The organism is Pseudomonas sp. Pse1, assembly GCF_024519635.1.
Lineage (GTDB): Bacteria > Pseudomonadota > Gammaproteobacteria > Pseudomonadales > Pseudomonadaceae > Aquipseudomonas.
The window spans coordinates 219,513-231,540 of record NZ_JALJRO010000008.1; the positions used below are offsets into that span (position 1 = coordinate 219,513).

Annotated in this window: 8 protein-coding genes and 4 tRNA genes; 8 read left to right on the forward strand and 4 right to left on the reverse strand. The window is 59.5% G+C overall.

What is annotated here, in order from left to right; translation table 11 throughout:
* Positions 1-22: 22 nt before the first annotated feature.
* The 7 genes from rluD (at position 23) to NR126_RS14715 (ending at position 5,115) form a co-directional block, all read left to right on the forward strand.
* The gene (gene rluD, locus NR126_RS14685) at positions 23-985 is read left to right on the forward strand and encodes a 23S rRNA pseudouridine(1911/1915/1917) synthase RluD (RefSeq protein ID WP_027617863.1); all 963 of its coding nucleotides are present in this window, start codon (positions 23-25) and stop codon (positions 983-985) included.
* Positions 982-1,707 (forward strand): peptidoglycan editing factor PgeF, encoded by a 726-nt coding sequence (pgeF, locus tag NR126_RS14690; protein ID WP_027617864.1) that lies wholly within the window; start codon positions 982-984, stop codon positions 1,705-1,707. The genes rluD and pgeF overlap by 4 nt, the downstream gene beginning before the upstream one ends.
* Before the next feature lie 130 nt (positions 1,708-1,837).
* Positions 1,838-4,402, forward strand: coding sequence for an ATP-dependent chaperone ClpB (clpB, locus tag NR126_RS14695; protein ID WP_256830507.1), 2,565 nt, complete (start codon positions 1,838-1,840; stop codon positions 4,400-4,402).
* A gap of 299 nt (positions 4,403-4,701) precedes the next feature.
* Positions 4,702-4,777, forward strand: a tRNA-Asn gene (locus NR126_RS14700).
* 9 nt (positions 4,778-4,786) lie between these two features.
* Positions 4,787-4,863, forward strand: a tRNA-Pro gene (locus NR126_RS14705).
* A gap of 5 nt (positions 4,864-4,868) precedes the next feature.
* Positions 4,869-4,944, forward strand: a tRNA-Lys gene (locus tag NR126_RS14710).
* Positions 4,945-5,038: 94 nt separating this feature from the next.
* A tRNA-Pro gene (locus tag NR126_RS14715) sits at positions 5,039-5,115 on the forward strand.
* Positions 5,116-5,234: 119 nt separating this feature from the next.
* Here NR126_RS14715 and NR126_RS14720 read toward each other — a convergent pair.
* The 4 genes from NR126_RS14720 to NR126_RS14735 form a co-directional block, all read right to left on the reverse strand.
* Positions 5,235-6,533: an NAD(P)/FAD-dependent oxidoreductase gene (locus NR126_RS14720; protein WP_027617866.1), complete on the reverse strand. Its 1,299-nt coding sequence runs from the start codon at positions 6,531-6,533 to the stop codon at positions 5,235-5,237.
* Positions 6,534-6,593: 60 nt separating this feature from the next.
* Positions 6,594-6,767 (reverse strand): DUF3094 family protein, encoded by a 174-nt coding sequence (locus tag NR126_RS14725; RefSeq protein WP_033866070.1) that lies wholly within the window; start codon positions 6,765-6,767, stop codon positions 6,594-6,596.
* A 142-nt stretch (positions 6,768-6,909) separates the two neighbouring features.
* The gene (locus NR126_RS14730) at positions 6,910-7,536 is read right to left on the reverse strand and encodes a DUF1780 domain-containing protein (protein WP_027617867.1); all 627 of its coding nucleotides are present in this window, start codon (positions 7,534-7,536) and stop codon (positions 6,910-6,912) included.
* 127 nt (positions 7,537-7,663) lie between these two features.
* Complete coding sequence (locus tag NR126_RS14735) at positions 7,664-10,264, reverse strand: autotransporter outer membrane beta-barrel domain-containing protein (RefSeq protein WP_256830523.1); 2,601 nt, start codon at positions 10,262-10,264, stop codon at positions 7,664-7,666.
* A gap of 418 nt (positions 10,265-10,682) precedes the next feature.
* Here NR126_RS14735 and NR126_RS14740 point away from each other — a divergent pair, with 418 nt between their 5' ends.
* Positions 10,683-12,026 (forward strand): aromatic acid/H+ symport family MFS transporter, encoded by a 1,344-nt coding sequence (locus NR126_RS14740; protein WP_027617869.1) that lies wholly within the window; start codon positions 10,683-10,685, stop codon positions 12,024-12,026.
* The last annotated feature ends 2 nt before the right edge of the window (positions 12,027-12,028 follow it).

Genomic DNA, 12,028 nt, shown 5'->3' on the forward strand with positions numbered 1-12,028 from the left:
TGTGCCGACGCCTAGTCTGAGCATGTCCGATAAAATTGAACTTCGCGCAGAGGTGCCGTCCGAATTGGGCGGCCAACGCCTCGATCAAGTCGCCGCACAATTATTCGCTGAGCACTCGCGCTCGCGCCTTTCCGCCTGGATCAAAGACGGCCGCCTGACTGTGGATGGAGCGGTCATCCGCCCGCGAGACATGGTCTATGGTGGCTCCATCCTCGAGTTGACTGCCGAGCAGGAAGCCCAGGGAGAATGGGTCGCCCAGGACATCGCCCTGGACATCGTCTATGAAGATGACGACATCCTGGTGATCAACAAGCCTGCCGGGCTGGTGGTGCATCCTGCCGCCGGGCACGCCGATGGCACCTTGCTCAATGCCTTGCTGCACCACGTGCCGGACATTATTAATGTCCCGCGTGCCGGCATTGTCCACCGCCTGGACAAGGACACCACCGGTCTGATGGTGGTGGCCAAAACGATCCAGGCGCAGACGCAACTGGTTACCCAGTTGCAGAGCCGCAGTGTCAGCCGGATCTACGAATGCATCGTGATCGGCGTAGTGACGGCCGGAGGCAAGATCAATGCCCCGATCGGTCGCCACGGCCAGCAACGCCAGCGCATGGCGGTGATGGAAGGTGGTAAGCAGGCGGTCAGCCACTATCGCGTGCTCGAGCGTTTCCGCTCCCACACCCATGTGCGGGTCAAGCTGGAAACCGGCCGCACCCACCAGATTCGCGTGCACATGGCCCACATCAACTTCCCGTTGGTCGGCGACCCGGCCTACGGCGGTCGTTTCCGCATTCCGCCGGCCGCCAGTGTGACCATGGTCGAATCGCTGAAGCATTTCCCGCGTCAGGCGCTGCATGCGCGTTTCCTGGAACTGGATCATCCGACCACCGGTCAGCGCATGAGCTGGGAATCGCCATTGCCGGAAGATTTCGTCTGGCTGCTGACCCTGCTCAAGCAAGACCGCGAGGCGTTCATCGGATGAGTGACTGGCTGATTCCTGACTGGCCCGCGCCGGACGGGGTCAAAGCCTGTGTCACCACCCGTGCGGGCGGCGTCAGTCTGGCGCCGTTCGACAGCCTCAATCTCGGCGATCACGTTGACGACAACCCGGCACACGTCGCCGAGAATCGCCGTCGTCTCACCGATCATTTCGCCATCCAGCCCGCCTGGTTACAGCAAGTGCATGGCATTGCCGTGGCGCATGCCGATCCGGCAGTGGTGGCCACCGCCGACGCCAGTTGGACGGATACGCCAGGCATCGCCTGCGCGGCGATGACTGCGGACTGCCTGCCGGTGTTGTTCTGTGACCGCGCCGGCAGCCGCGTGGCTGCAGCCCACGCCGGTTGGCGAGGGCTGGCGGCCGGTGTGCTGGAAGCGACCCTCGACTGTCTGGCCGCGGAGCCGTCGAACGTGCTGGCCTGGCTCGGCCCGGCCATTGGCCCGCAAGCCTTTGAGGTCGGCGCCGAAGTGCGTGAAGCCTTTATGGCGCAGCATCCGCAATCCGAACAGGCTTTCGTCCCGAGCCACAACGCCGGCAAGTACCTGGCCGACATCTATCAGTTGGCGCGTGTGCGCCTGGCTGCCCGCGGCATCACGGCGGTTTACGGCGGCGGATTCTGCACCGTGACCGATCCGCGCTTCTTTTCCTACCGACGTGCGCCTCGCACCGGTCGATTCGCCTCTCTTATCTGGCTCGAACGCTAGACTCTTCTGACCTGCATCAACGCCGGTTGCCTTGAATCTTCCAGAATCGACCGCATCTAGTGGGGTATCTGGCAGGCTTCTCTATTTAGGTGTGTCCATCGCTCCGGCCTGCTCAAAAGGAAGGTGACTCATGCGTATAGATCGTTTAACCAGTAAATTACAGTTAGCCTTATCCGATGCCCAATCCCTGGCCGTTGGCCTCGATCATCCGGGCATCGAGCCTGCGCACCTGATGCAAGCGCTGCTTGAACAGCAGGGCGGCTCGATCAAGCCATTGCTGATGCAAGTAGGCTTCGACGTCAACAGCCTGCGCACGGCGTTGAGCAAAGAGCTCGACCAATTGCCAAAAATCCAGAATCCCACCGGCGACGTGAACATGTCGCAGGACTTGGCGCGCCTGCTTAACCAGGCCGATCGCCTGGCCCAGCAGAAAGGTGACCAGTTCATTTCCAGTGAGCTGGTGCTGCTGGCCGCCATGGACGAGAACAGCAAGCTCGGCAAGTTGTTGCTGGGCCAGGGCGTGAGCAAGAAGGCCCTGGAAAATGCGATCAATAACCTGCGTGGCGGCGAAGCGGTGAATGACCCGAACGCCGAAGAGTCGCGCCAGGCGCTGGATAAATACACCGTCGACCTGACCAAGCGCGCCGAGGACGGCAAGCTCGATCCGGTGATTGGCCGTGACGATGAAATTCGCCGCACCATTCAGGTCCTGCAACGCCGGACCAAGAACAACCCGGTGTTGATCGGTGAGCCCGGCGTGGGTAAAACCGCGATTGCCGAAGGCCTGGCCCAGCGCATCATCAATGGTGAAGTGCCGGACGGCCTCAAAGGTAAGCGCCTGCTGTCGCTGGATATGGGCGCGCTGATCGCCGGTGCCAAGTATCGCGGTGAGTTCGAGGAGCGCCTCAAAGGCCTACTTAACGAACTGTCGAAGCAGGAAGGGCAGATCATCCTGTTTATCGATGAGCTGCACACCATGGTCGGCGCCGGTAAGGGCGAAGGCTCTATGGATGCCGGTAACATGCTCAAGCCGGCCCTGGCCCGGGGTGAGTTGCATTGCGTCGGCGCGACCACGCTCAACGAGTACCGCCAATATATAGAGAAGGACGCGGCTCTCGAGCGGCGCTTCCAGAAAGTGCTGGTGGATGAGCCGAGCGAGGAAGACACCATCGCTATCCTGCGTGGCCTGAAAGAGCGTTACGAGGTTCACCACAAGGTGGCGATCACAGACGGTGCGATCATTGCGGCGGCCAAGTTGAGCCATCGCTACATCACTGACCGGCAGTTACCGGACAAGGCCATCGACCTGATCGACGAAGCGGCCAGCCGCATTCGCATGGAAATCGACTCCAAGCCCGAAGTGCTGGATCGCCTGGAGCGGCGCCTGATTCAACTCAAGGTCGAATCCCAGGCCCTGAAGAAAGAAGATGACGAAGCGGCGATCAAGCGCCTGGAAAAACTCCAGGAAGAGATTGTCCGGCTGGAGCGCGAGTATTCCGACCTGGAGGAAATCTGGACCTCGGAGAAAGCGGAAGTGCAGGGTTCTGCGCAGATCCAGCAGAAAATCGAGCAGTCGCGCCAGGAGCTGGAAACTGCTCGCCGCAAAGGTGACCTGAATCGCATGGCCGAGTTGCAGTACGGAGTGATCCCGGACCTGGAGCGCAGCCTGCAAATGGTCGACCAGCACGGCAAGAGTGAGAACCAGTTGCTGCGCAGCAAGGTGACGGAAGAAGAGATTGCCGAAGTCGTGTCGAAATGGACCGGCATCCCGGTGTCGAAAATGCTCGAAGGTGAGCGCGACAAGCTGCTGAAGATGGAAAGCCTGTTGCACCAACGAGTGATCGGCCAGAACGAGGCCGTGGTGGCGGTTGCTAACGCGGTACGGCGTTCCCGCGCCGGGTTGTCCGACCCGAACCGGCCTAGCGGTTCGTTCATGTTCCTCGGCCCGACCGGTGTGGGTAAGACCGAGTTGTGCAAGGCGCTGGCCGAGTTCCTCTTTGATACCGAAGAGGCGATGGTGCGCATCGACATGTCCGAGTTCATGGAGAAACATTCCGTGGCGCGCTTGATCGGTGCACCACCAGGGTATGTCGGTTATGAAGAAGGTGGTTACCTGACCGAGGCGGTGCGTCGCAAGCCTTATTCGGTGATCCTCCTGGATGAGGTCGAAAAGGCGCATCCGGACGTGTTCAACGTGTTGTTGCAAGTGTTGGAAGACGGTCGCCTGACTGATAGTCACGGCCGCACTGTGGACTTCCGCAATACGGTGATTGTAATGACCTCCAACCTGGGATCGGTGCAGATCCAGGAACTGGTCGGTGATCGTGACGCGCAACGTGCGGCGGTGATGGATGCGGTGTCGACGCACTTCCGTCCGGAGTTTATCAACCGGATCGACGAAGTGGTGATCTTCGAGCCGCTGGCTCGTGATCAGATTGCCGGCATCACGGAGATCCAATTGGGTCGTCTGCGCAGTCGTCTGGCTGAGCGTGAGTTGACGCTGGAGTTGAGCAGCGAGGCGCTGGATAAGTTGATTGCGGTGGGTTACGACCCGGTCTATGGCGCACGGCCGCTCAAACGAGCGATCCAGCGTTGGATCGAAAACCCGTTGGCGCAGTTGATCCTGTCCGGCAGCTTTATACCCGGCAGCAGCGTGAAGGCCACCGTGGCCAACGACGAAATCGTCTTCAACTGAGCGTTCGTTGTGCAGTAAATGAACAGGCCCCGCATTGCGGGGCCTTTTTTTTCTTAGGGTGTTGAACTGTAAGGAAAAGGCTTGTAAAGTGCGCCCCGCAGTATGTCACCCCAAGGGTTTCTCCTCCCCAGGAAGGAATCTGAAAGAAGTCGCAAATCATTGTCTTAAAAGCAAATTTAGGGGTTGACAGGGGTTTTTAAGATTGTAGAATAGCGCGCCTCAGAGGCAACAACGTAGCGATACGGAGAAGCCAAAGAGGATGTAACAAAGCTTCAAATGTTGTAATTGAAATGTGTAGTTCCGTGATAGCTCAGTCGGTAGAGCAAATGACTGTTAATCATTGGGTCCCAGGTTCGAGTCCTGGTCACGGAGCCAATTTCAAACCGGGGTATAGCGCAGTCCGGTAGCGCGCCTGCTTTGGGAGCAGGATGTCAGGAGTTCGAATCCCCTTACCCCGACCATTTTTGGGTCGTTAGCTCAGTTGGTAGAGCAGTTGGCTTTTAACCAATTGGTCGTAGGTTCGAATCCCACACGACCCACCATTTTTGAAACCAGTCTAGGCTGGGATCGAATCTTAAGATCAGAGGCCAAAAGCGCTGATCGAAGAAGGCGCCTTCAAGGGTGCCTTTTTTTTACCGGGGTATAGCGCAGTCCGGTAGCGCGCCTGCTTTGGGAGCAGGATGTCAGGAGTTCGAATCCCCTTACCCCGACCATATTAAAAATCCTCGTATCGAAAGATACGGGGATTTTTTTTGTTCCGGATTTTTGTGGCGTCCATGAGAAGCTTCGCTGGCAAGCCGCAAGCGGGCGCCAGCGAAGAGGCCCTGGGACCTTAGTGCAGCTTAAGCCGAGGCTCGGTGCCCCGACCAATCTTGCTGCCCAGCATCAACATGGCCGTACGGAAAGGCCCGTACAGCGCCACCTGGTGCATGCGGTACAGCGACACGTAGAACATCCGCGCCAGCCAGCCCTCGAGCATGACGGTCCCGGTCAGGTTGCCCATCAAGTTACCCACAGCCGAAAAACGCGACAGCGAGATCAGCGAGCCGTAGTCGGTGTACTTGTAGCTCGGCAAGGGCTTGCCCTCGATGCGCAGTTTGAGCGACTTGGCCAGCAGCGACGCTTGCTGGTGCGCGGCCTGGGCGCGGGGCGGGACATTGCGATCGGTGCCGGGCTGCGGGCAGGCCGCGCAGTCACCGAAGGCGAAAATATTCTCGTCACGGGTGGTTTGCAGGGTCGGCAGCACCTGGAGCTGATTGATCCGGTTTGTTTCCAAGCCATCGATGTCCTTGAGGAAGCCCGGCGCGCGTATACCGGCCGCCCAGACTTTCAGGCTGGCGTTGATGGTCTTGCCATCGGCGGTGATCAGGCTGTCGGCCGTGACTTCGCTGACTGCGGCGTTAGTCATGACATTCACCCCGAGTTTTTCCAGGGTTTTATGCACAGGGCCGCCGATACGCTCCGGCAGCGCAGGTAGCACCCGCGGCCCAGCTTCGATCAGGGTGATGTGCATGTTTTCCGGCTTGATCCGGTCGAGACCGTAAGCGGCCAGCTCATGGGCGGCGTTGTGCAACTCGGCGGCCAGCTCGACCCCGGTGGCACCCGCGCCGACAATGGCCACACTGATTTGCTCGACCTCGTCGTTCTGACCGGCGTGGGCGCGCAAATAGTGGTTGAGCAACTGCTGGTGGAAACGCTCGGCCTGTTTACGAGTGTCGAGGAACAGGCAGTGCTGGGCGGCGCCCAAGGTGCCGAAATCATTGGTGGTGCTGCCCACCGAGATTACCAGCGAGTCGTACGGCACTTCGCGGGCGGGTACCAGTTCCAGGCCGTTTTCGTCGTAGGTGGCGGCCAACTGGATTTTCTTCCCCGCACGATCGAGCCCGCTCATACGCCCCAGCTGAAACTCGAAGTGGTTCCATTTGGCCTGGGCGACATAATTGAGTTCGTCTTCGGAAGAGTTCAGGGATCCAGCGGCCACTTCGTGCAGCAGCGGCTTCCAGATATGGGTCAGGTTGGCGTCGACCAGCATTACACTGGCTGTGCCACGCTTGCCCAGAGTCTTACCCAGACGGGTAGCCAACTCCAGACCGCCGGCGCCGCCGCCAACGATGACAATACGATGAGTCATGGGGATATCTCGCAAGGCTAAAGGAAATCGGTGCATTTACCCGAGCGAGCGCCAGGCAGCTCATAGCGTCAGGTAACTGATAAGTCGGCTCAACAGGCCCAGGCCAATGGTCACCGCCAGCACCAGCACCAGGAGCATCCACGGCCGAAAGGGCCGGCGCTCGACTCGGTGTTGGGACAGTTGCAGGTAAGCTTCGACATGCTTCTGGTCTTCGGGGTTCAGGCGGCTGGTCATAAAGGCCTCGTCAGGGATAGACGTTGCTGAATGCGCAGACGTTACAGCGTTTTGTCTGCGGGCGTTGAACGGTGCATGTCATCCGGGGGAATGATTGCGCTTTTGTAACATTCGTCTGGCGAGAGCGCCATCCTGCTGTGGGCTACAGGCTGATCCCGACATCGAAGACAATGCTGCGCCCCAGGTTGCTGCGCAGAAAATCCGGTGCATCGGGATGGGCAAACAGCACGCGGGCGAACGTCGGGCCGACCAGCGACAGTGAACGCCAGCCCTGACGCAAATACTCGGTGGGCGGCGGAAAATGACTGTTGAGGTCCAGCACTTCGCGTTTCAGGCTGGCGAAGGCAATGATGTCCAGTTCACCCAGGTCCATACCGCGTTCTTTGTAGTTGTGCGCCTTTTTGCGCAGGGTCGGCGCCAGTCGCATCAGAAACTCATTGGCCGGAATGCGTTTTGGCTTGGCTTCGCGGCGTACCAACTGGCTGAGTGAGAACGCACTGCGCCGACGCTGCAATTCATCGCGCCACTCGTCGTTGAGGCGGCGGCCTTCGTCGAGCACAAAGAACACTTCAAAGTTGGCTTCGCGAAACAGCACATCCGGTGGTTCGCCCGCCGGACTGAACTCGTCGGCGCGGTAGGGGATATTCAAACCTTGCAGCAGGCGTTGGCATACCCAACGCTCACGCTCCCATTTGCGGGCATTGGAGAGGAACGCGTTGGCTTGCTCGGCCGCGATGGTCAGCAGGCGTAAATAATCTGAGTCATCCATAGGCCAAGCTTAGCGTTCAATTGCGACCGCAAAGAAACAGTTTGTCGTGCAGGCACAAACTTTTCAAAAGCCCGTCAGCGGGCGGCTGACGGGCGATACTGCGATGCATTGATGAGGCTCGGCACGGCTACCAGCTAATGCGAACACCCAGAGTACCGGAGACTCCATCCAGATCATTGCTGTCCAGATTGCTCAAGTAGTTGGCGCTTATGTAGGTGCTGACACTGGGCGACAGCTTAGCTACCAGGCCCACGCCCAAGTCTGCGGAAGTGGATTTATGCTCGGTCTTGATTCGGTCGACATCATCATAGGTCACCGTGTCATACCCGCCAAAAGTCTTCCACAGGTTGGCTCGAAGGTAGGGTTCCAGCGGGATGTCCCCAGCCATGTAGCGGCCCTTGAGCCGCGCGCCTAGGCGGCCGGTCCAGTAATCCTGTGAGTCGAATTTCACCTCGGAAATACCGTCGTTCTGCTTGTCCAGGTCGATACGCTGGTTGATCACCTGCACCTGGGGTTCGACTACCCAGTCTTGCGCCACGGGAATCGGGTAACCGGCTTCCACCGAGAGCGCGACGGCATGGCCTTCGGTGTCCATTTTCACCCCGCGATCGGAGCGATTGTCACCGTCCAGGCGTGACCACATGGCCACTGCGTCGAGGTACCAGCCCGTGGGATCAATCAAGGTCCAGTAGCCACCCACTTGATCACTATCAAGTTTCACTCGACCTGAGCGCCGGCTCTGGAAGCCCTCGGCAAAACCATCGACATCACCTTGCAGATGGCTTTGGCCGACGAAAAAACCGAACCGCTGCAACAGTCCGCCACTGGTCTGCGAGGCATATAGGTCATGACCGATCTGGAAGCCTTGCAGCGAACCGTCGAAGCTTGGCGAGGCGGTGCCCGACCAGCTTTTCTGCAGGTCGCTGCCATACACCCGGCCCCAGCCAGCCGGAGTCGTGCCGGTCTCGGTTAACAGGCTTTGTTCACCCTGGCGCTCGTGAAACGTGCCCAGTGCTTGCAAGGTCAGCAATTGCGCTGCCGGAATCACCACTGAGTAAACCGGTACTTCCAGGCGATACAAAGGAATCGGCTCGGCGCCAGCCACGGCGACAGGAATGGGTGGGGTGGTGGCAGCCGGGGTCGGTGAGGCCTGGGCCACGGTTGTCACAGGTGCAGCAGGCACTGGCTCGGGCGGTGCGACGGGTTGCGCAGTGGGTGGCTCGACGGCCGGTTCATCCACATCCACTACGGGTACAGGCTGGATGATTGGCGGTGGGGCTGGCGGTATTACTACCGGTGGCGGCACCACCGGCGGTACGGTCAGCGGTGGCACTGCGACCACCGACGAGCGCAGGTACCAGTTGTTCTCCGATCCGGCGGTGACGCCGCCCTTGAACAGGTAGTACTGGTAAGCGCCCGCCGACAATGAACCCTTCAGGGCGAAGGCGGCGCTGCTGCTGGTTGCGCCGTTCTGCGCCTGCACCACTTCGATCCCGTTCTGTCGGGTCAGTCCCCCCAGGCCGCCGAGATTGGTCACGCCCAGCTGGGTGTTGCCGCTGATGGTGCCTTGGGACACCACGAGCTTGTCACTGGCTGAATTGTCGGTGCCGAGCACGGTTTGCAGGAGCAGTTGGCCATTGTTGCCAACGTAGTTGCCGTGGACGGTCAGGGAATCGCTGGCAGCGCTGCTGCCCGTGGTCATGTCGATGACCCCGGCATTGTTCAGTGTGACCAGTTGGCCCGCCGTGTAGGGGCGAATGGCGCCTTGGTTGACGGCCAGGGTGCTGCTGCCATCGATGGAAAACACCCCTGTTGCGCTGGCGCTGTCACCGAGGAAAAAATTTCCGGCCAGGGTAAAGTGCGAGTGGTTTTCCAGGCTCACCGATTCCCAGCCGACATAGCGCCCGGGAACCGCCGAGCGAGTGTTATCGAAGGTCAGGCGGTCATTACCCAGGCCGCCATCCACCGACGGCGTGGAAGCCAGCAGGTTTTCAACGAGGTTGCCGAGCAGCGCGGTGTCGTCGCCGTCGCCCATCAGGATGGCGGATTCGATCTGACCGCCATTGAGCCAGATGAGGTTGTCATTGCCTGCACTGGCGCGAATCTGTCCGCTAATCACGCCGCCCGTTACCGTGATGCTGTCATCGCCGCCGCTGGTGCTGATGTTGCCGCCAATGCTGCCACCGGAGACGATAATGGTATCCCTGCCAAAGGCGGTGACCAGGTTGCCAAGAATGCTGCCGCCAGACATGTTGAAAATATTGTTGTCGAGCTTCATATCCACACGACCGATGGTGCCACCGGTCATCTCTGCCACGTCACCATCCTCGAAGGCGCCGACGATGGTGCCGGCGGTCATTAGAAAAGTGTCGCGGCCATCCCCTTGGGCCAGCGACAGAATCTGTCCGCCGTTCATGACGAAGTCGTCGATGCCATTGCCCTGGAACACCGCCCCCATCTGTCCGCGATTGATCTGCAGGCGGTCGACGCCATCGCCCTGATCCAGGGCACCGTTGATTGTGCCGGAGTTCATCAATACCTGATCGGCACCGGCACCGAACGTGACATTGCCATTGATCACACCGGTCCCGTTGGCCGGGAAGATCAGGGTGTTGTCACCGCTGGAGTCATTCAGCGGGCCGCTGGTACCGCTGTCGCAGGTGTAGGCGCTGTCACCGGGGGCGGAGTTGAGCGTACAGGCCGCTTGTGTCGTGGGGCTACCGAGCATCAGGAGCGTGGCGGGTAGCGCTGCGGCGCAGGGTAGGAGTGTGGTCAGTCGATGGTAGCGAGACATGGCGTATCCCTGCTGTAAGGATGGCTGATCGTCCATGGGGGGGGCGGCCTGGCTCCACTCATTGTCATGAACCACTCGAAACCTGTGACCTAACAAGTTGAAAAAACTGCTCCTTCAGTCAATGAGGAGTTCTAGTCGCTTTCAGCGCGGTTGGACGAAGTTTCTGACCAGCGTGCTATCAGTTCTGCTAGTTGCCATTCCCCGGTTTCTATGCGTGACGGCTTTGCATTAAACGGATAACGATCTGCGCAAAGCGGATATTGCGCAGCTTTCGGTGGCTCTACCCTCGGCATCACGCACGCTTGCCGTGCAACCGACGCTCTTAAAAAAACAACAACAAGAGACAGCTGCCATGCGCACGATCGACGTACATGAGGTTATCGATAACGCTCGTTTTAATCGTTTTCACTGGATGGTGCTGTTCTGGTGTGCCCTGATCATCATCTTCGATGGCTATGACCTGGTCATCTATGGCGTGGTGCTGCCGATGCTGATGAAAGAGTGGGGGCTAAGCCCGTTGCAGGCCGGTGCGCTGGGCAGTTATGCCCTGTTCGGGATGATGTTCGGGGCGCTGTTTTTCGGCCCTCTGTCGGACCGCATCGGGCGCAAGAAAGCTATCACCCTGTGCGTCATCCTGTTCAGTGGCTTTACCGTGCTCAACGGCTTCGCGCGCAACCCCACCGAGTTTGGCATCTGTCGCTTTATCGCCGGGCTAGGCATTGGCGGCGTCATGCCCAACGTAGTGGCACTGATGAACGAGTACGCGCCAAAAAAAATCCGCAGTACGTTGGTGGCAATCATGTTCAGCGGCTATTCGGTGGGCGGTATGCTGTCGGCCGGGCTCGGCATCGTGCTGATCCCCAGTTTCGGCTGGCAGTCGGTGTTTTACGTGGCGATCCTGCCGTTGTTGCTGTTGCCCCTGATCATGTACTTCCTGCCGGAATCGGTAGGCTTTATGTTGCGCCAAGGCCGTACTGAAGATGCGCGCAAGGTGCTGCAACGGATTGATCCGTCCTGCGTCGCGCAAGCCAATGACGAGCTGCAAATGAATGAAGTGAAGGGCAACGGGACCCCGGTCCTGCAACTGTTCCGTGAGGGCCGGGCGCTGCGCACGCTGATGCTCTGGCTGGCGTTTTTCTGCTGCCTGTTGATGGTCTACGCCCTGAGTTCCTGGTTGCCGAAACTGATGGCCAATGCCGGATACAGCCTTGGTTCAAGTCTGTCGTTTCTGCTGGTGCTGAATTTTGGAGCGATCTTCGGCGCGGTGGGTGGCGGTGTGCTCGGTGACAAACTCAATCTGCCACGGGTGCTGGCGGTGTTTTTCGCGGTAGCTGCGGTCTCAATTACCCTGCTGGGCTTCAACAGCCCGATGCCGCTGTTGTACCTGTTGATTGCCATTGCCGGTGCGACCACCATTGGTTCACAAATCCTCCTGTATGCCTGCGCCGCGCAGTTCTATTCAATGACCATTCGTTCCACCGGTCTGGGCTGGGCGTCGGGAATCGGGCGCAACGGGGCGATTGTCGGTCCATTGTTGGGGGGCGCCTTGTTGGGCATCAATTTGCCGCTACCCCTCAACTTCATGGCATTTGCCTTGCCGGGAGCAGTCGCGGCGCTGGCGATGACGGTATTTGCCATCAGCAGCCGGCGTACTGCCCAAGGCATGACAGCCAACCTATCAGCGAGCGGTGCCTGAAC